Here is a 19,045-nt window from a genome sequence, read left to right as displayed (position 1 = left end):
GAGGTCGGAGAAGCTCTTCTGCATGATCGATAGGGCGGTGTTGGGGGAAGCGAAATTATCTCAGACGGGCAGCGTCGCCGGAGCGGTTAGTGGCGAATAAATCAGCGCTTCCCTAGCACGGGATTCGGCAAATGTCGTCAAGCAAGGCCCTGGACACGACGACGTTGAGAAGGATCAAGCGTCAATACTAGGTGTAACGTTGATCACGGACATTCTTACCACAACAAGAAACAACAAATTACTTGTGCTGGAGAGAAAAATTCGGTCCAATACCGATACCAATCTTAACAAAAATGAAACCGGCCCGATGCCAGCCTCCCAACATCAAGTTTCCAAATACGTCTTTGTGGTGTTTGCGGATGATTGGGGACGTCATCCATCGAGTTGCCAGCACCTATTCCGCAGAATTATTCCGAAAGCCCAAGTTATCTGGGTCAATACCATTGGGCTGCGTACGCCGAGTATCAGCCTGCACGACTTGAAAAGGACCATGCAGGTACTTCGCGCCTGGGCCGGTCGCGACAAAAAGACCAGGGCGACGGCCGGTGCGTGTTCATCCAATCATGCCATGAACACATTGCCCAGCAGCCCTTGGAAAAATTCCGTTTTCCCCCATATCCTGAGTCCCGTCATGTGGCCATCTTTCCAAAGTCCGGCGTCCTGCGCAGTGAATCACCAACTTCTGTCACGCGCCGTGCATAAGGCACTGCGACGCGTAGCCCCAGGCAAGCAACCAATCTTGGTGAGCACCTCACCGACTATCCCCGGTCTCTTTCGTGATCACGCTTTCAAGCGCACGGTTTATTACTGTGTCGATGACTTCACGCATTGGCACGGTATCGACGGCCGCGCTGTGCATCGTCTGGAGCGGGAAACGCTGGATGCTTGCGACCTGATGATCGCCACTTCCACCGCCATTCTCGAATCGCGGTCCTCTTTCGTGAGCACCTCTAGCCTGCTGACCCACGGTGTAGACCTGACGCACTTTTCCCGAGCCACTCGCGATCCGTCCAGCCCCCTTGCTGCCTTGAGCGGTCCCCTGGTGGGAATGTTCGGCGTCTTCGATCGACGTGTGGACGGCAATGCACTCAGGGCCGCCGCCCTCCTGTCGCCGCAAGCGACCTTCGTCATTCTTGGCCCGGTCGTGGATCGGGATTCCGGCGAATTCCACGATGTACCCAACCTGCGCTTCCTGGGCCCAGTGCCTTATGCCGACTTGCCCGGACATGTTTGCCACTTCGACCTGTGCATCCTTCCGTATAACGTCGACGCCTCGACCCATAATATCAATCCTCTCAAGCTCAAGGAATATCTGGCCACGGGCAAACCCGTCATCGTATCGCCCCTTCCAGAAGCGATACGACTGGCCGAATATCTGACGTTGGCAGGGCCTGAAGAATTTCCCCGAGCCATAGCCTCGGCCCTGGCCGCGATCGAATCGGATGCTTCTGCAAAACCCATCCGCTTGGGAACCAAGCTCGAGAAATTTCTTCAAAGCGAAAGCTGGGATGCGAAGGCCAATCATTTCCTGTCCACCATCATGGAGGGCTTGTGAGCGGCCGGATACGCATCATCTGCATCTCGACCATGTTTCCCAACCCGCGAATGCCGGTGCATGCGCAGTTTGTCAAGCAACGGCTCGACGCGCTGTCCAATAAAGCGGCGCTGATCGTCATCTCACCTGTACCCTGGTTCCCTGGCGAACGGTATATCGCGCGTTATGCCAACCGGAACCGTATTCCAGCGCAGTCAGAAGAAAACGCATATCCGACCTATTTTCCGAAGTTTCTCTCCATTCCTGCGATGTTCAAACCTCTCGATGGCGTTTTCCTCGCCCTGGCGGTCTGGAGATTCATCGTATCGCATGGCCTCAAGGGGAAAATCGATGTAATCGATTGCCACCTGGCGTTTCCAGAAGGTTTTGCGGGCGCCTTATTGTCGCGTATTCTGGGCAAGCCCTATGTCGTTACGTTGCGCGGGCACGATATCAACGATCTTCACCGGTTCCCCGTCCGCATTCGCCAGGTGCTGTTTGCCCTTCGCCATAGTGCGCGCTATTTTGGCGTAGCCAAGGCTTTGGTCGATGGCGCCGTACGCCTGGGCGCGCCGGCCGAAAAGGGATATGCCTCCACCAACGGCGTGGACACCGCGCGCTTCCGCCCGACCGAGAAGCAGATTGCACGCAGGACGCTGGGACTGGATGACACCAAGCGGTATATGTTATCGGTCTCGCACCTGGTTCCCCGCAAGGGGATCGACCTCTTGCTGCGCGCCCATGCCTTGCTGCGCGCCCAGGGCCATACTGATCTGCGTTGTATCGTCGTGGGACGAGGCGGCGAGGAAGGCGATTGCGAAGCCAGCCTTCGCGCCCTGGCGAGCGAACTCGGCATCGCCGACGAAGTCGTCTGGGCCGGGCCAGTGCTCAATACCGACTTGCATGCCTGGTACTCCGCCGCTGACGTTTTTTGCCTCGCCAGCGAAAAGGAAGGCTGGCCGAACGTCATCCTCGAGGCCATGGCTTGCTCGACGCCGGTGGTTGCCCACTGCACATGGGGCGTCCCGGAAATCATTACCGGACCCGACCTGGGCATCCTGGTCGAGACCAGGGAACCCGGGCCGTTTGCCGAAGCAATCGGCCTCGCCCTGGACAAAATATGGGACCCGGCACGGCTACGTGGCTATGCACTGGAGCATACCTGGGACAAGGTGGCCGAGGGACTCATCGAGCACTTTCAAGTGATCGCGAAGTCTGGGCAGCCTTCGCCATCGGGGCTACACAAAGAATCCAGCCCTCTCTGAAAAGAGTCCACTATCGCATAGCCTGCGCTACCCCGATGGCCGCCCTGCCGGCCACGCAAGCTTGACGCCCTCGCCAGAACGCGCCCGCCATGAACCTCGCCATCGAGCAAGTGACGTCGTCGGCGCGCGCGCGCAACCGCACCATATTCAGCGGCACCACTGTCTCGATGGACGTCAGCCCCATCCCGCCGGCGCCAGCGACCGTCTTGAGATCCTGCAACGCCGCGCACTACTGACGCCGCAAGCTATCAGTAAAATAGGTCAATTCAATTTTTGTCATAGGCCAATAATGGTACAATTCGATCCCTGACACGCTTCTCACACCGCTGGCCGCCGACGGCCATGCGATGCATATCGAATGAGCTACCCGATATGGTCCCTACCATCGCTTGTCGTCGCGGGCGCCATCGGGGCTGGCCGTGCTGGTCGTCGTCCAGGTCATCGCGGCGCTGGCGACCAGCCCTGCCCACATGAGTGGCTGGCGCGTGCACCGGCGCTCCCTGCATCTTCAACCATCACTCCCTTCATGAAAGCCCCGCCATGAACAAGACCGTCACCGTCATCCGCCACATCCATTTCGAGGATCTGGGCACCCTGGAGCCGCTACTGCTGGAGCGGGGCTACGCCGTCCGCTACGTCGATCCCGCCATGGAAGACCTGGCGTCGCTCGACGCCCTGGCCCCGGACCTGCTGGTGGTGCTCGGCGGCCCGGTCGGCGCCTTCGACGAGGAGATCTACCCGTTCCTGGCCGGCGAGCTGGCGCTGGTCAGGCAGCGCCTCGCCGCGGGGACGCCGCTATTGGGGATCTGCCTCGGCGCGCAGCTGATCGCGCGGGCACTGGGGGCGCGCGTCTACCCGATGGGAGTGAAGGAGATCGGATTCTCGCCGTTGACGCTGACCGGGGCGGGCGCGCAGTCCGTCCTCGCCCACCTTGGCTCCACCCCGGTCCTGCACTGGCACGGCGACCAGTTCGACATCCCGCCCCGCGCCGACCGCCTCGCCAGCACGCAGATCGGCGCCAACCAGGCGTTCGCGCTGGGCGATGCAGTGCTGGGGCTGCAATTTCACCTCGAGGCGGATGCCCGCCACATCGAACGCTGGCTGCTTGGGCACGCATCGGAACTCGGACAGGCCGGCATCGATCCGCGCGTCCTGCGCGAGGACGCGCAGCGCTTCCAGGTGCCCCTGGCCGCTGCCGCCACCGCGGTGTTCAAGGCCTGGCTCGACGGCGTCGACAAGCTCGCGCCCGGACGGTTGCCATGAACCTGCCTCCCCTTACCCAACCGCTGCCGGTGGCCGCGCTGGCACCCATCGAGATCGATGTGGTCTAGTTGCAGTCGCAGGCCGTGTATGGCCGCGTGGGCAACAACGCTGCGCTCCCGGCCGTGACCGCTGCGCCGAGCTGCTGCTCGCCCCAACCTGATCCAACCACCAACCGGAATATTCCATGACAATCTACCGCATCAACATCCGCCGTCACGGCCGCCTGCTCGGCCACTTCGAATCCGGCACGCCCTGGTCGCTGGAGGCGGCCCGGGAGGTCGCCGCATCACTGGGCAAGGCCGAAGGCTACCAGCTCGACTTCGCGCTGGCGAAGGACGAACGCCGGCTGGTCGAAAGCGGGCCGGATGGCATGCGCCTGATCAGCAGCGAGCCGCTGTTCGTCGCCACCACCCTGGAAGGCTGAGGCCATGGTGGCACCCACTTCTTACCTGATGCCTGCCTACGCACGCCAGAGCGTGTCCTTCGTGCGCGGCGCCGGCGCCCGCCTGTGGGACACGGACGGCATCGAATACCTGGACGCCATCGCCGGCGTGGCGGTCACCAATATCGGTCACGCCCATCCCGAAGTGGCCGCCGCCATCGCCGACCAGGCCAGCCTGCTCCTGCATACCTCGAACCTGTTCGGGATCGGATGGCAGGAACAGCTTGGCGAGCGCCTGTGTACGCTCGCCGGCATGGAACGCGCCTTCTTCTGTAATTCCGGCGCGGAAGCGAATGAAACGGCGCTCAAGCTGGCGCGCCTGCATGCCAACAGCAAGAACATCGCCCAGGCCCAGGTGCTCGTCATGGAAAACAGTTTTCATGGCAGGACCCTGGCCACCCTGGCCGCCACCGGCAATCCCGCCGTTCACCGGGGCTTCGAGCCTCTGACACCGGGATTCGTCCGCGTGCCCTACGACGACATCGACGCCGTGCATGTGGCCGCAGTACGGTGGCCGGGCATCAGCGCCGTCCTGATCGAACCGGTGCAGGGCGAAGGCGGCATCCATCGGGCCTGTGCTGACTATCTGCGGGCGCTGCGGGCGATCTGCGACGAACGTGGGTGGCTGCTGATGGTCGACGAGGTGCAGACCGGCATGGGGCGAACCGGCGCCTGGTTCGGCCATCAGCATGCGGGCGTCGTGCCCGACGTGATCACGCTTGCGAAAGCGCTGGGCAATGGCATGCCGATCGGCGCCTGCCTTGCGCGCGGCGTGGCCGCGTCGCTGTTTTCGCCTGGCGCCCATGGCTCGACCTTCGGCGGCAATCCCATGGCCAGCAGGGTTGGCTGCACCGTCATCGATGTCATGGCGCGCGAGGCGCTGCCCGAGCGCGCCGCCGTGCTGGGCGAACGCCTGCTGCGCATGCTGTGCGATGGACTGGAAGGCAAGGCCGGCATCGCGGCCATCCGCGGCATCGGACTGATGGTGGGCGTCGAGCTGGACGCGGAATGTCCCGGCCTGGTGCATGACGCATTGGTGCGCGAACGCCTGCTCATTACGGTGACGCGCGGCAGGATCGTGCGCCTGCTGCCGCCATTGATCTGCAGCGAAGCGGAGATTGACGAGATCGCGGCGCGATTGGTGCGACTGCTGACCTGAGCCCATGCCGCGTGTGGCAAAATCGAGGCCGCGACCGTCACGTCGAATCGCCTCACCTCTATGGAAATCTGTCCTGGTACACATGAAATTACACGGTAAAACCGCAGCCGAAATCGTCGACAGCGTTCGCGCCCTGATCCAGTCGGGGCAGCTGGCCTCCGGCGACTCGCTGCCGCCGGTGCGCGACCTCGCGGATGAACTGGGAATCAACCGCAACACGGTCGCATCGGCTTACCGGCGCCTGGTCACGTCCGGCATCGCCATGACGCAAGGACGGCTGGGGACCACGATCCGCAACCAGTATGCGCAGGGTGAACAAGAAGGCGCCATGCCCGACACGCCGCTGGAAGACCTGGCAAGCGGCAACCCGGATCCGGCGTGGCTTCCCGACCTCGGACAAGCGCTGCTTGCCGCGCGTCGTCCGCCGCGGCTGTACGGCGCGCCGACCGTCAATCCCGAGCTCGAACGGTATATTCGCGCATGGTGTGCGCCGGACTGCCCCGCCGGCTTCGAGGTCGACCTTGCGCATGGCGCGGTGGATGCGATCGAGCGGCTGCTGAACCTCGATCTGCTGGCGGGTGACAAGGTCGCGGTGGAGAACCCCTGCTTCCTCAGCAGTATCAATACGCTGCGCGATATGGGGCTGCAGCCACTCGGCGTCGCCGTCGACGGCGAAGGCATGCTGGCCGGCGAACTCCAGAACGCGCTCGAGAAGGGAGCGCAGGCTGTCATCCTGACGCCGCGTGCGCACAATCCGACCGGCTGCAGCCTGTCCGACAAGCGCGCACGGGCCATCACGCGCATTCTCGCCAAATATCCAAACGTCATGGTCATCGTCGACGATCACTTCGCGCTGCTGTCGCATGCCGAGTATTACTCGGTCATACCGCGCAGTACCGGGCGCTGGGCCTTGATCCGTTCGTTCGCGAAGGCCCTGGGGCCCGACATCCGGGTCGCGGCGGTTGCCAGCGATGCGGCGACCTCGCGCCAGCTGCGCCGTCGCCTGGCTGCCGGGACCGCGTGGGTCAGTCACCTCTTGCAGGATATGGTCGAACTGACCTTGACCAGCGCCGGCGGCGCGCGCCTCATCGCCCAGGCCCGAGAAGATTACACCCGCCGCCGCCGCGCGCTCGAGGCGGCCCTGCGCGAGCAGGACATCCCTTACCTGGCCGATGGCGACGGGCTCAATCTATGGATTCCGCTGACGACCGACGATCGTGCTGTCGCGCTTTCGCTGGCCCGCCAGGGTTGGCTGGTGCGGCATGGCGAGGGCTTCGCCGTCGATGAGGAAGTCAAAGGTGTGCGCATCACGATCTCCAGGATCGAAGCGGAGCAGGCCAGACGTCTTGCCGCCGGCATCAGGCGCAGTCTCGGGTAGATACTGACTTTGACCCGTTAGCACTTCGACCGCCCGCGTAGCCTGGACACGACGCCCGCCGACGCTCGGCCAATATTTATGTCCTCCGACATATCTGATATTTACACAGGACATGATTTTCTCGCTGTGCAGGCATATGCGCCTGCCCGGTCCACCACGCATGAACGCCCGGCTTCAGGCGACTTTAGAACCAAGGGGAGTACCATGCACATCCGCTTCCCGATTGTCATCACCGACGAAGACTCCCGATCGAGAATGCGTCCGACCTGGAAATCCGGGCACCGGCCGCCGCCATCAAGGCCGAGGGATTCGATGTCGTGCGGACCACGAGCTATCACGACCTGAGCCAGTTTGCCCAGCAACAGAGCCGCGCCAGCGCGTTCGTCCTCTCAATCGACAACGAGGAGTTTTCGCACGACGGCGCCGCGGCACCTGCGCTCGACAGCATCAGGTCGTTCATCGGTGAGGTGCGGCGGCGCAACGCCGAGGTGCCGATCTACCTGTACGGCGAAACCAAGAGCGCGCGCCATCTGCCGAACGATATCCTGCGCGCGCCGCAGGCGTCATCCACATGTTCGAGGACACGCCGGAGTTCGTCGCGCGCCGCCTGATCCGCGAAGCGAAGAATTACCTGGACGGCATCCGGCCACCGTTTCTCACGGCATTGCTCGACTACGCGCAGGAGGAAAGCATCGTCGAGGCGCTCGGCCTCCGGCATGCGATGTGCAAGGTTGGCGAGCAGTTCGAGCGGGAGGACTGGTGGTTTACCGTATGGGACCGGATGCGCTGGCCGAAGGCGGCATGGGAGATGCGGCTGACCGGGTAATCGGTGGCGAGCAGGCAAATGGAAGGTGGCACGGGTCTGGTGAGCTGGCCGACGGCTTCAATATGCTCGATCCCGCCCCGTCAGTTGCTGACCAGCACCGGGGCTCGATCGTCGCTTCCAGCGCGTTGTTCATCGAAGCATGTGGCAAGTACGGTGGCCGAGGCCAGTCACCGTTTCAGGCCGTTTAATTGAAAAATGCCTGGCGGGCAGACTACGGGTACACTGAGCTTGTCTGAATCAGGATGGGAAAAAGACAATCACCTGCTTTGATTTATCGGCGGCATCATCCAACAGCACACCAGGCGGAATGAAGCGACCATGACTACTAGCGATGCAGGCAACCGGAATATGCCGATGTCCGAACTCGCCGCTACCTTTCTGGAAATGCGCGATGTCGTCCTTGCGCAGTGGAGTGCCCGGGTCACCGCCGAGATCCCGTGCGCGAACAAGCTGCGCGAACCCATCCTGATCGATACCCTTCCAACCCTGTACGAGAACATCGCACAATCCCTGGCGGTGGGCGCAGCCCGTCCGTTCGCGACGACCGGGACCAACCTGGCCACTTCGCACGGTCGGGAGAGGGCCAATATGACCGACTACGGTCCCCGCGACCTCCTCCACGAATTGCAGATATTCCGCGAGGTATTGTTTGCCGTGGCGACGGCGCGCCGTCTTCCGCTGAGCAAGCGCGATGCCGAGGTTATCGGGCATTCGATCGAAGAAGCGGCGCGCGAATCGATCAGCGGCTACGATGCGGTCAACAAGGAAATCAGCGAAACCTTTATCGCCAGCCTGTCCCACGACTTGCGTAATCCGATGCACGTGGCAAACGCCTCCGCCCAGCTGATCCAGCTGAAAACGGACGACCCCGGCATTCTGAAGCTGGCAAAACGGATTTGCCTGAAAATCGGGGAGACCGACGCCATGATCCAGACCCTGCTGGACGCGGCCGTGCTGAAGGGGAAAATGAAGCTGAAGCTGCAACTCGCGTGCTTCGACATCATGTCGCTGATCGAGGAAGTCTGCGCCGACCTTCCCCTGCTCGGGCAGCAGGTGAAGGTAGAGGGCGACCGGGTCGAGGGATACTGGTGCCGCGTTTCGCTCACGCGCGCGCTCGAAAACCTGGTCGCCAATGCACGCAAGTATGGCGATGCATCACAAGCGATCACGGTACGTGTCAGCCATGTCGACGCCCGGATGTTACTGGCCATTCATAACGAGGGCACGCCGATCCCGGCCGACGAGCTGGAGCGACTCTTCCACACATATGAACGGATCGAGGATGTGAAGGTCAAGGGCTGGGGCCTGGGCCTGCCCTATGTCCGCAATGTTGCCGAGAGCCATGGCGGCAGCGTCTTCGTCGATAGCGCCCACAACCGGGGAACAACCTTCACCCTCAGCCTGCCTGTCGATGCCCGTCCGTATGTCCGGCAATGAACGTCGGCGCGACCGGCCATCAGAAAAGCCTGGCCCGTGTGGCAGCGAAAGCGCACGAACTGGCCTTTTCGACCCGCCCGAACACACCATGGCACTCTGGGCTAGTGTATTTCGCGACCTGTGCGCGACCGGGACATGACGGCCTGGCTGCTAGCGGGCGAGATACTCGTCCGCGCCGACCACTGAGGCATAACCGAACGCGAGCGCCGACATCAGCGCGCGGTGAACCTGCGCTGCCGGCACGACATCGCCCCTGAATTCGAGGTCACGGGTCGCGCAGGCATCGTGCACGACGGTGGTCTTGTAGCCGAAATCCGAGGCAGCCCGTGTCGTGGCGTCGATGCACATATGGCTCATGGCGCCCACCACGGTGACCTCCTCGATCCCGTGCTCGTCGAGCATCTTCTTCAGGTCGGTCTTCAGGAAGGAGTTCGGGAAATTCTTCACAATGACCGGCTCGCCTTCGACCGGTGCCACGGAATCGTGGATCTGGACGCCGGCCGTGCTTCGGTTGAAGAACGGAGCATCAGGGTCCGTCGATTCATGCCGAATGTGAATCACCATGTCATTGCTGTCCCTGGCATCGGCGATCACGCGTGCAGCATTGGCCAACGCATCGTGGATGCCTTCCAGGGCCAGTTTGCCAGCAGGAAGATACTCGTTCTGGAGGTCGACAACGACCAGCGCTTTTTTGCTCATCAATTTTTTCTCTCTCGACAAATAAATGGTTACGACAAGCAGGTTTATGGCAACCTGAAATGATGTGCGACAGAGGCTCCATTTCGTCGGAACCGGGTAAGGTGAAGGCTTCACGCCAGAATTCGTAGCCGATACGATCTGCACTTCCTGGACAATAAACGGCTTTCAGAACGTCAGGATGTCACCATCGGCCGGGATGCGCACGCGGTCCTGGATACCGTGCTGCCTGACATGGTCGTTCAGTTCCTTGCGGCTCAGCGTCATGTGGTTGATGGCATCCATATGGGTTGCGATGATCGTCGCGTTGGGCATGCGCTGGTAGGCGTGCAGCACGTCGTCCTTGCCCATGATGATCGAACCGGTAAAGCCGACCATGCGGGCAGCGCCGGCGTTGAGCAATATGACATCGGGTTTGAACCGGGCCAGGGCCTGGTCGACTTCGCTACGCCAGATCGTATCGCCCACGACGTAGACGGTCTTCACGCCCGGCGCCTGGAAGACGATGCCCATCGCTTTTCCCAGTCCCTCGGCCAGCGGCTTGTTCGCATACATTTCATTCGTGCCGTGCTGACCGCCGGTCCTGGTCAGTCGCACGCCGTCGAACGTGGTGGGTTCGCCGAGAATACGGACATTCGTATAGCCCTGGCCGCGAATCAGCCTGGCATCGGCTTCGTCCTGCACGAATAATGGCATCGTCTTGGGCACGAACCCGTGGTCACCGCCGTCCCAATGGTCAAGGTGAGTGTGGCTGACGATGACGGCGTCCACGCCTTGCATGATGTCATTGACCGGCATCGGCAGTTCGACCAGCGGGTTGCGCAACTGACTGTTGAAGGTGCCTGGAAACCCCGGATAGGTCCCTTTCTTCGCCAGGAAGGGATCCACCAGGAAGGTCGTGCCGGCATAGTTGATCTTGACCGTGGCGTTGCGAATTTGCTGGACCCGGACGGCTTGCCGTTCGGTCGCCGGGGTGGAGCTTGGGGCCGCACCGGCGGAGATAGTCCCGATGCCCAAGGCCAGGGAAAGAAAAAGAGCCAATGTTGTAGATCGTTGCATATGCTGCTCCGTAACGGATGTGGACAACAGCATTGTGACGGCACACCGATAACGCTAATATTGACCCGTATGCCAATTACCGATGGTTTCGGGCCACGATCACAGATTCCTTATCCATGACTATCAAACTGCCGGTCGCCGCTCTCGTCGTCTATCCAAATTTCAGCCCCTTTCACTTTTCTGTACCGTATCTGGTTTTTAATGCAGAGATGCCCGAGGGGCCCTTGTTTGACCTGCGGATTGTTTCGCCAGACGGAAAACCTTTGGCCGCGGAGCGAGCGATGACGATACATCCCGACGGCGGCCTCGAGCTGGCCGAGACGGCAGACATGGTGATTGTGCCTGGATGGCACGACCTGGACGCACGGCCCGCGCCCGAACTGATGGCCGCACTGGCGCGAGCCCATGCCAGAGGCGCCTATGTCGTCGGACTTTGCTACGGTGCCTATGTACTCGCCTATGCGCGGCTGCTCGACGGCAAGCGCGCTTCGACACACTGGATGGCCGAGAAGGATTTCAACCAACGCTTTCCATGCGTGAAGCTGGACATGAATGCACTGTATGTCGATGAAGACCGTCTGATCACCTCCGCGGGAACGGGGGCGGGACTCGATTGCTGCCTCTACCTCGTGCGCGCGTATTACGGTCCGAAAATCGCCAACAAGGTGGCGCGAACGATGGTCATTCCACCGCATCGCGAAGGCGGACAGGCGCAGTTCATCGAGCAACCCGTGGCCGATTCGACCGAGGATTCACAGGTCAACCGCTTGCTGGACTATCTGCGGGAAAATCTCGACAAGCAGCACAGCATCGATGATCTGGCGGCAAGGGCGGCGACCAGTCGCCGCACCTTTACACGTCATTTTCAGAAAGCGACCGGCATGACGCTCGGGAATTGGCTGGTCAACGAGCGCTTGCAGCAGACACGCGAGTTACTTGAAACGACATCGGTGCCTATCGAGAGAATTTCGGCGTTGACGGGGTTTCAGACTCCGCTGGCCTTGCGCCAGCATTTCAAAAAGAGATTTCAGGTCAGTCCCAGGGAATGGCGCCGTACTTTTGGGCAGAAGACGGCAGCTGGGCAAGAATAGGTCTATAACGATGCTGTGTTAGTCCCATGCGTCGCGTTGCTGTTTCCGGCGTATCCGTCAAGCTGTGCACGGATGCATGCTTGCATGCTCTACGTGCAAATGCGGGGACTGGGCAGCTGACGTCACAGGTCTTGCACTTCCTTGATAAACGGACGAAAAAAAGCCCCAATCTCTGGGGCTCTAGTTCGGTATTCTTGGCGGAAGCGGTGAGATTCACGCCCACGTCAAAGTATTTCCTTATTTTTCAAGGACTTAGGTGTAGATTAAACGTCGATTTTGTCACACCTGTCTGCACCACCTCAACAGGTTCTTTGCATCTTACCACTTTGCACCTCTCCGCCAAGATTTCACCCGCCGCCACCATGTCAATTGGTAGTTGTTACCTTGCTACTACCAGTTCGAATCCTGCGAAAAAAAAGCACCAAGACCGAAGTCCTGGTGCCATTCAAGCTCTTTTTTGAGAGGCCACGTCGTGGGCAGCAGCCCTGCTACGCGTCTGCCGGCAACTCATAATCACCTTCAGTATCGGGTGAAATAAGGTCCGGCGAAATGCACAGTTCCACCACTTTCTGGGACATACCATCCACGCGCTGCTGGCCCGTGATGGCACCAGGCAAACGCGATAGCACGTCTTTCCAGCCGCCTGTGGACCAAGGAGTGCTCTGCATCAGTCGACGCATGCCACTGTTCATTTCAGACGTAGCAACAACGAGCTTCCACTGGTTGTCGACCCGTCTCCACAGCGGGCGCAGCCCGAATTTCTCAAGCTGTCGGATGAGGCCCTGACGCGTCTCGGTATCCGAACCGGACCCGATGATGCGCTTGACGACATCGCGAATGCGTTCATGCGACTTCACTGGCTTACCATCGATGGATTCGAAGATAGCAACCCGCCGGTTAAGCAACAGAGAAAGACACACCTCACCGTCGCGTTGTACATCCCTGACCGCAACCGTCGTCAACTGACACTCCTCCAAAAGCGCTGCCAGCCGCTCTAGGCTGGGCAGTTCCTCCGAGGTTAATGCGACGTATCCTGCAACCAGCGGACTAAACAAGTCCGCTGCACGTGCTTCATGACCAAAGCCTACAAGCATCTCTCGCACCGCTTTTTGAACGGCGACGAGAATGTCCCAGCGACCTACCAGCATGCGGCGAATCTTAGCGCCCAACTCCTCCACCGCGTCGTGGTTTGACAAATCGAGAAGTGGATTACTGACGCGTTGACTGCCCGCTGTAAGCGGTTGCATTTGAATTCTGACGGTCCGAGTGTTCAAAGCATCGTCAAAAACCGGCAATGCAATCCCCGCAACTAGAACACCGGCCGGCGGGTTGTAAGACCTCATTCGTCCGGCGATGACGCGAGTTATACGCGCGTCCGTGGATTTAGTGAACGAGGTCCTGACCAAAGAGAGGAAGTCCTCAACCGCCCTCTTCGTGGCCCCCTTCGCCTCAAATTCATCAACAAGCAGGGCCGCAGAACGGTTTTCCAACTCGTAAATCACCTGCGCGACAGTAGGAACACCATCGCGGCGGAAAGCTTGTGGCCCAAGCAACCGGCACAGGAGCTCGATGAGCGTCGTCTTGCCGGACCCGCGCTCAGCGGTCACTGCCAGGATTGGGCGGTTCTCGACCACAGCGCCGAAGACAGCCGTCACAAGCCAACCCAGAAGAGCAACACTGTCGAAGGTAGTCTGGAAGTTGAACCCCTTTACCGCTTCTTCCAGCTGCCGAACTTCTTCCTGGGTTGCGGCAGGGGTATTTAACGAGAATCCCAGGCTCGGTCCGGAAACATACAGAGCCTCGCCAGGCGTCGTGTCAACTGGTTCGCCGCGAGCTTGATACACCTCGTTCCCGAAGTGCACAACAAGCTGACCAGCGTCGAAATAGAAACCTGGGCTCCGAACTCTCGACAGGTCTACCCGCCCCCGCCCATCGCACTTTTCACGAATTTCTCCCGCAAGACTGCTCGGGCTAAAGACCTCTATCTCAAGCTTGCTATCATGCTCCGCGTAATTTTGGTCGCAATACTGACTACCGACGACCGCACGCAGCGTATTCTCGTCCAAGGACCTTGGAGTGAGCGTTACCAACTGCCCCGTCTTCCGCGATAGGATGACGTAGTGGCCGTTATCGTCGAATCCTGCAGGCTCCCAGCCTCCTTCAGGATTCGAAATACACTGCTTGCGGGAAAGGGGTTGCGCAGGACGCTGCTCGTTGCTGGAAGTGGACGTCTTTTTACCGAATACGACACGGATGATGTTGTTCATACTGCAGTCCTTTTTGCGAGCCGTCAGCCATTGAATGACTGACGAAAGCTATTCATAGATGTGTCGGCCAACCTTGGCCAACGAGAGTAGGACAACTCTTTTGGAGGACACCATGAACGCGCTAACTCTTGGCGCAGCGCTGCGCATACCCTGCCCCACGTGCACAGGATACGAAAGTGATGGCAAATTGTTAATGAGCGATATACTACAGCTACATTATGGCAATAAAACCATTTCTTGTCAGAAATTTTTAGCGCCACGCATGTGCTGAGGCGACCGCCGTAACAGCGTAACGGTAACGAGGCTAGTCTCGTGTTACCGCGCTACTGCGTTACGGGTGGGCAGTTCACGGTATTGCGAGTCGACGCACTCAACCGCAGAACTTCGCCGCAACTATCCCCGCCTTTTAGCGAGCGGTAGCGGCGCGATTAGGTTTCCTGCCCGTATCGCGTTAGCGCAGGATGAAAGATGCGTCCCAGCGCTGATGAATTCGCGTCGTTTTGCCGCCTCGTGCCGTAATAGATTGGCAAAGAATATCGACGTTCGCCCAGAAGGCCGTCGCCTTCTATACCATTTGATTTGACCGCTCTCCATACCCGGGTGACCAAGGCAGTGACGACGCACAAGTATGTCTATATGACAACATAATTCTTGGTCACGGCACTTATGCGAAGGTTGAACGTAGCCGGCAATACGTTTTGGGGATGCTTGAATCTTCCGGGGTGCAGGGGCGTCGCGAAGGCGAAATCACTTAGAGCCTCAGCAGCAAATTTCTCTCGAGCGGCTTTACCATATCTCTGCCGCGCAAAGAATCCATCCAACGCAGCGGGATGGCATCAAACCCAAGATGAATTCCCACCAATCCGCCAGCGATGCAGGCTGTCGTATCGGTGTCGTTGCCCAGTGCAACCGCTGCTTTCACAACTCCGGCATAAGTAGATTCCTGGCATGCACATTTGGCAGACCAAAGGCTGTCCACAACATAGCCAGACCCTTGGGGCTCATGCGACTTCAACGACAGAACGAACTCGAGCGCCGGCGCAAACGGAGTGCCGCAATAAATCTTAGCCAACGCTTCCTCTGCGCAGTCCCAAGCATCCTTCATCGTTTGGTCACTCAGGAGATGCCTTGCGACCAGCACATAGAGCGCGCAGCACACCTGAGAGTGCACATGGCCATGAGTCAGCAACGATTGAGCGTGAGCCAGCGTGACCAACTCTTCGTCGGGTCCGCGGTGCCACAGCGCCAGTGGCAGAGCACGCATAAGCGAACCGTTGCCATTGCTCCGTTCATCAGACGAACCAGCCATTTCAGGCGACATGCCCTTTTTCAGGTTTGCGAATGCACGACTTGTCTGAATACCAATATCAAACACGTGTCCATCTACAGCCAGATAGCCGTTGCTGCCCCACTCCAGAAATTTGCTGGCCAAATTTTCCAAGTCGAGCCCATCTTTTTCAATCAGGGAGTCGAGTAAGCAGAGCGCGAGCGCTCCGTCGTCCGACCACGTCCCGGGTTTGATGCTGGCATGCGCTCGGCGAAACCGGGCCGGCGGCGTCATCTCAATGAGCTCAAGCGCTGGGATGGCGGAGGCAGGATGAAACTCATACGGGACACCGAGAGCATCCCCGATAAGGAGGCCGTACAGGCCACCTTTCAAGCGGTTTGTTTTGTTCATACTAGATTCTAAAGCGATTATCCTTGAGGAAGACAGGGACCTCCAAAAGCAAACACAGCCACTTCCAGAAATCCCTCTTCTATTGATTCATCGTAATTGATGCTCTGTTCGACTAGCGTTGTAGCTCCGCACGTTTCTCGAAACTGTCGAGAGATTTCCTTCACTTCCCTTCCAAGCAAATCTTGAGACCCGCTTCTAATAAGGAGCAAAGCACCTTCAGCATCTGCTAAACCGTATTTCTGCCGCGCGATTTCTTCTAGGCAAACTTCAATAGCAATTTTAGCGCGGCCTTGCCCCGTTCCTCTACCAATTCCATATCTTGTTGGCCTTATGCAAGTATTCGTTCGGACAATATCTCTGACATCGTGCCACGTACTGCACCGGAATTGCCACTCGTCCCCAGGCGAAATAATGGCGGTACCAATCAGTTTCGCCAGTTTCAGCGAATCTTGATGGGCTGTTCGGATTACGCTATCGAATGTCTTAAGAAACTCTTCCTCACTTTTCTCGACACTGTTAGTCGCATCACTTACATCACTAATAATCGCCACCGACAACGCCTCGGGATTGTTTTTCTGAGCGAACTCACGCGAAACTATCGCGCGACAATCATCGGCAGTTCCGGTCCATACAACGACTTGGCGGTGGTGCTCGTCGTAGCGCGTTTCCTCCGGTTCATGTCGATACATCACGTCTAATTCCACGACCTCGTTCTTAGCATTAAATGTAGATATCGTGCATATTGGATTCAACCAATCAGAAGGTAAGGAACGTCGCATAATTGCCTATTTAAACTGTTGAGAACGAAACTCGTTGTCGCCCTAGACGACAGCGCGCGGCTGATAATATATAGCATCAAGAAATGCTGCTCTTCCGTCCCAGATTTCGCCTTCCTGGCCTTCGGGACGCGGAGCTAACCACCAGGCCGAATAAAGCATCGGTTCTACGAGGTAATCCCAGTATGTATCCAGCGCAACAGCAGACTTAGCGACCCCAAAGTGCTGGCTCAGACCGTCTCGGTTCGGACTATCATAACAAACAAAATAATCCGGCCGTTTCATCGCCAGAAGTCGACTTGCCGGGGCGATGCCGGCCTTTCGGTCGTCACTTCCAAAAGCGGATTCAAACCTTTGGACAAAGGTTTCGTAATCTTTCCGTGCTACAGGCCCTCGAAGAGGTATCGCATCAAGGGCGTTGCTGATGACTGAAGGGTTGTTTATTATTCGATTCTTGAATACACCAGCGCCGAACATTGAACCAAACCATGCCCAATCAAAATCAGCAATTTCTCTCTCCCGGGTTCCCAAAATCCCAGCTATTGACTTGCGTTCAATTTCCGTAAACGTTTCGAAAGCAGTTCCATTAGCAAATATGTTGCGCGCACCCCGCAAAACTGAGAGTCGCCCCTCAACGCTATGATTCTTGTCTTCCCTTACTTTTGCTACGAATGTCGCCCAATCCATCGTCAGAGGGTCGCCCTTAGGAGCAAAACCCATTGGCTTGCGAAAGTGAACAAATTTCGTCAACGATTCACGGAATTTTCGAGTTGCCTCGTATTGCACGGTGTAGTCGCGCAAGAACTCATCATCAATGCTATGTCCACGCGTCCATTCCCTCTCAATGAACTGCCGCAAGCTAACCACCGTGGGGTCATCGAGTGGCCCCTCAAGCAGGACACATGCCTCGACATTCTTCGCCAATCCACCGTTGGTATAATTGGCGCTTCCGATGATTATGGAAGCAGAGCCGGCTGAAAGAAAGAGATATACCTTAGGATGAAATGTTGCGTGCCCGCTGGCGTCCATAACGCGTGCTGTATCTAACAAACTTATTTTCTTCAGAAACAAAGGTTCAGTTTGATAGAAATGCGTCCCAACCAGCAATCGTCGAATATTCGATTGGTTCTTTAACAATGCTTCCAAAGTTGGATTACTCGCCCCCCAAGCGACTGCGATGAAAACCTCGTCGGACTGACTGAATAGTCGTGTCAATGAAGCCGCTATGTTTGGTCCTGATAAAAACGTTGTTTTCATGATTTTCCATGCTGTTGAAAATTTTATTTAATTTATGTTATTGGCAAGATTATCAGAGGCCAAGCCGGGGATTTCACTCCGACTGCTCACTAAATTTTTTAGAATTATATATCCTGCCAGAAACTTTTTTACCGATTTGATGAAATTCTGCCGATTGGTAGTTGGCAGGAGAGCGATGCGCTCTGCACCAGGAGGGGCCGCTGAACCTCGAATCCGTGGGCGATTAGGGCCAGCTGTGCGCGGTGCCGAAGGTTGCATCCCGCAGGGCTGATAATTTGTCGCCGCCGTTGAAAACGAAGTCGGACCACTACGCGCACGGCGACGAAAATATGGATATGTCAAGGGAACGACCGCTTGCCTTAGTGCGCTGTTTGCCGCCGGGCGCCACGACGAGTTGCTCGCACTGATAGCGAAGTCCGAGTACCGGTACAAGTCCTGGCATTACAGGGCATGGGGCGCTAAGGCGTTGGCCAGGATGGGACAGCGCGACGAGGCCGTTCAGTATTCTCAGGACTCCAAGGGCCTGAACGCGCCCCTGACGGCCAATGCAGCCTTCTGTGAGAGCGTCCTGCTTGACGCCGGCTTTGCGGATTATGCGTACGCGCGCTATGCCGTAGAAGCGACGTACGCAACGACCAATTTGGCGACATTCAAGGCCATCGTAAAGAAGTATCCGGGGAAGCCACGAGGGACCATTTTGCGCGACCTGGTTGCGAGCCAGCAGGGGAATGAAGGCAAGTGGTTCGCTGCTGCGAAGGATGCGGGCTTCTTTGAGTTGGCTATCGAACTGGCGAATCGGAGCCCGTCGGACCCTTGAACGCTTATACGCGCTGCACGGGACTTTGCTGTTGAACGGCCGGAGTTTGCTCTGGCGGCAGGAATGACGGCGCTACACGGCATCGCCAATGGATGGGGCT

General features: G+C 58.5%; 16 protein-coding genes and 1 pseudogene. 11 read left to right on the top strand and 6 right to left on the bottom strand.

What is annotated here, in order from left to right; genetic code table 11:
- Positions 1 to 199 precede the first annotated feature (199 nt).
- From AC56KW_RS25875 to AC56KW_RS25835, 9 genes and pseudogenes are all read left to right on the top strand, one after another.
- Complete coding sequence (locus AC56KW_RS25875) at positions 200 to 1,555, top strand: glycosyltransferase (RefSeq protein WP_497173501.1); 1,356 nt, start codon at positions 200 to 202, stop codon at positions 1,553 to 1,555.
- Positions 1,556 to 1,587: 32 nt separating this feature from the next.
- Complete coding sequence (locus tag AC56KW_RS25870) at positions 1,588 to 2,799, top strand: glycosyltransferase (RefSeq protein WP_497173500.1); 1,212 nt, start codon at positions 1,588 to 1,590, stop codon at positions 2,797 to 2,799.
- 89 nt (positions 2,800 to 2,888) lie between these two features.
- Positions 2,889 to 3,035, top strand: a complete 147-nt coding sequence (locus tag AC56KW_RS25865) for a hypothetical protein (protein ID WP_497173499.1) — start codon at positions 2,889 to 2,891, stop codon at positions 3,033 to 3,035.
- A 304-nt stretch (positions 3,036 to 3,339) separates the two neighbouring features.
- Positions 3,340 to 4,062: a glutamine amidotransferase gene (locus AC56KW_RS25860; protein ID WP_497173498.1), complete on the top strand. Its 723-nt coding sequence runs from the start codon at positions 3,340 to 3,342 to the stop codon at positions 4,060 to 4,062.
- Between the two features lie 184 nt (positions 4,063 to 4,246).
- The gene (locus AC56KW_RS25855; protein ID WP_497173497.1) at positions 4,247 to 4,486 is read left to right on the top strand and encodes a cytoplasmic protein; all 240 of its coding nucleotides are present in this window, start codon (positions 4,247 to 4,249) and stop codon (positions 4,484 to 4,486) included.
- 4 nt (positions 4,487 to 4,490) lie between these two features.
- Complete coding sequence (locus AC56KW_RS25850) at positions 4,491 to 5,663, top strand: aspartate aminotransferase family protein (RefSeq protein ID WP_497173496.1); 1,173 nt, start codon at positions 4,491 to 4,493, stop codon at positions 5,661 to 5,663.
- Positions 5,664 to 5,745: 82 nt separating this feature from the next.
- Entirely contained in the window at positions 5,746 to 7,041 is a 1,296-nt protein-coding gene (gene ptsJ, locus AC56KW_RS25845; RefSeq protein ID WP_497173495.1) for a MocR-like B6 salvage transcription factor PtsJ, read from the top strand.
- 204 nt (positions 7,042 to 7,245) lie between these two features.
- A pseudogene (locus tag AC56KW_RS25840) lies at positions 7,246 to 7,732 on the top strand (Orn/Lys/Arg decarboxylase N-terminal domain-containing protein); the annotation flags it as partial.
- Between the two features lie 489 nt (positions 7,733 to 8,221).
- Positions 8,222 to 9,304, top strand: a complete 1,083-nt coding sequence (locus AC56KW_RS25835) for a sensor histidine kinase (RefSeq protein ID WP_497173494.1) — start codon at positions 8,222 to 8,224, stop codon at positions 9,302 to 9,304.
- A 150-nt stretch (positions 9,305 to 9,454) separates the two neighbouring features.
- Here the strand turns inward: AC56KW_RS25835 and AC56KW_RS25830 are convergent, their stop codons facing one another.
- Positions 9,455 to 10,003, bottom strand: a complete 549-nt coding sequence (locus tag AC56KW_RS25830) for a cysteine hydrolase family protein (protein WP_497173493.1) — start codon at positions 10,001 to 10,003, stop codon at positions 9,455 to 9,457.
- A 165-nt stretch (positions 10,004 to 10,168) separates the two neighbouring features.
- Positions 10,169 to 11,059 carry an MBL fold metallo-hydrolase gene (locus tag AC56KW_RS25825; protein WP_497173492.1) on the bottom strand — a complete coding sequence of 297 codons (891 nt, stop codon included), beginning with the start codon at positions 11,057 to 11,059 and terminating at the stop codon, positions 10,169 to 10,171.
- A 116-nt stretch (positions 11,060 to 11,175) separates the two neighbouring features.
- Between AC56KW_RS25825 and AC56KW_RS25820 the strand changes: the two genes are divergently transcribed.
- Positions 11,176 to 12,150, top strand: a complete 975-nt coding sequence (locus AC56KW_RS25820; protein ID WP_497173491.1) for a GlxA family transcriptional regulator — start codon at positions 11,176 to 11,178, stop codon at positions 12,148 to 12,150.
- Between the two features lie 488 nt (positions 12,151 to 12,638).
- Here AC56KW_RS25820 and AC56KW_RS25815 read toward each other — a convergent pair whose 3' ends face one another.
- From AC56KW_RS25815 to AC56KW_RS25800, 4 genes are all read right to left on the bottom strand, one after another.
- Positions 12,639 to 14,417, bottom strand: coding sequence for a nucleoside triphosphate hydrolase (locus AC56KW_RS25815; RefSeq protein WP_497173490.1), 1,779 nt, complete (start codon positions 14,415 to 14,417; stop codon positions 12,639 to 12,641).
- 751 nt (positions 14,418 to 15,168) lie between these two features.
- Entirely contained in the window at positions 15,169 to 16,095 is a 927-nt protein-coding gene (locus AC56KW_RS25810; RefSeq protein WP_497173489.1) for an ADP-ribosylglycohydrolase family protein, read from the bottom strand.
- 17 nt (positions 16,096 to 16,112) lie between these two features.
- Positions 16,113 to 16,799 (bottom strand): hypothetical protein, encoded by a 687-nt coding sequence (locus tag AC56KW_RS25805; RefSeq protein ID WP_497173488.1) that lies wholly within the window; start codon positions 16,797 to 16,799, stop codon positions 16,113 to 16,115.
- Positions 16,800 to 16,916: 117 nt separating this feature from the next.
- A complete protein-coding gene (locus AC56KW_RS25800) occupies positions 16,917 to 18,128 on the bottom strand; it encodes a phospholipase D family protein (protein WP_497173487.1) in 1,212 nt (403 codons plus the stop codon).
- A gap of 475 nt (positions 18,129 to 18,603) precedes the next feature.
- Here AC56KW_RS25800 and AC56KW_RS25795 point away from each other — a divergent pair, with 475 nt between their 5' ends.
- Entirely contained in the window at positions 18,604 to 18,945 is a 342-nt protein-coding gene (locus AC56KW_RS25795; RefSeq protein WP_497173486.1) for a hypothetical protein, read from the top strand.
- Positions 18,946 to 19,045 lie beyond the last annotated feature (100 nt).

The sequence above is a fragment of the Telluria sp. RT2P19 genome (genome assembly GCF_059685725.1).
The sequence above is the reverse complement of the archived record's forward strand: the minus strand, read 5'-3'. Positions and strand labels throughout refer to the sequence as shown.

What these genes read in the sequence shown, in the direction of transcription:
- AC56KW_RS25870 (WP_497173500.1), top strand. Translation starts at nt 1,588, where the DNA reads ATGTTTCCCAACCCGCGAATGCCGGTGCATGCGCAGTTTGTCAAGCAA.
- AC56KW_RS25865 (WP_497173499.1), top strand. Translation starts at nt 2,889, where the DNA reads ATGAACCTCGCCATCGAGCAAGTGACGTCGTCGGCGCGCGCGCGCAAC.
- AC56KW_RS25860 (WP_497173498.1), top strand. Translation starts at nt 3,340, where the DNA reads ATGAACAAGACCGTCACCGTCATCCGCCACATCCATTTCGAGGATCTG.
- AC56KW_RS25855 (WP_497173497.1), top strand. Translation starts at nt 4,247, where the DNA reads ATGACAATCTACCGCATCAACATCCGCCGTCACGGCCGCCTGCTCGGC.
- AC56KW_RS25850 (WP_497173496.1), top strand. Translation starts at nt 4,491, where the DNA reads ATGGTGGCACCCACTTCTTACCTGATGCCTGCCTACGCACGCCAGAGC.
- ptsJ (WP_497173495.1), top strand. Translation starts at nt 5,746, where the DNA reads ATGAAATTACACGGTAAAACCGCAGCCGAAATCGTCGACAGCGTTCGC.
- AC56KW_RS25835 (WP_497173494.1), top strand. Translation starts at nt 8,222, where the DNA reads ATGTCCGAACTCGCCGCTACCTTTCTGGAAATGCGCGATGTCGTCCTT.
- AC56KW_RS25830 (WP_497173493.1), bottom strand. Translation starts at nt 10,003, where the DNA reads ATGAGCAAAAAAGCGCTGGTCGTTGTCGACCTCCAGAACGAGTATCTT.
- AC56KW_RS25825 (WP_497173492.1), bottom strand. Translation starts at nt 11,059, where the DNA reads ATGCAACGATCTACAACATTGGCTCTTTTTCTTTCCCTGGCCTTGGGC.
- AC56KW_RS25820 (WP_497173491.1), top strand. Translation starts at nt 11,176, where the DNA reads ATGACTATCAAACTGCCGGTCGCCGCTCTCGTCGTCTATCCAAATTTC.
- AC56KW_RS25815 (WP_497173490.1), bottom strand. Translation starts at nt 14,417, where the DNA reads ATGAACAACATCATCCGTGTCGTATTCGGTAAAAAGACGTCCACTTCC.
- AC56KW_RS25810 (WP_497173489.1), bottom strand. Translation starts at nt 16,095, where the DNA reads ATGAACAAAACAAACCGCTTGAAAGGTGGCCTGTACGGCCTCCTTATC.
- AC56KW_RS25800 (WP_497173487.1), bottom strand. Translation starts at nt 18,128, where the DNA reads ATGAAAACAACGTTTTTATCAGGACCAAACATAGCGGCTTCATTGACA.
- AC56KW_RS25795 (WP_497173486.1), top strand. Translation starts at nt 18,604, where the DNA reads ATGGGACAGCGCGACGAGGCCGTTCAGTATTCTCAGGACTCCAAGGGC.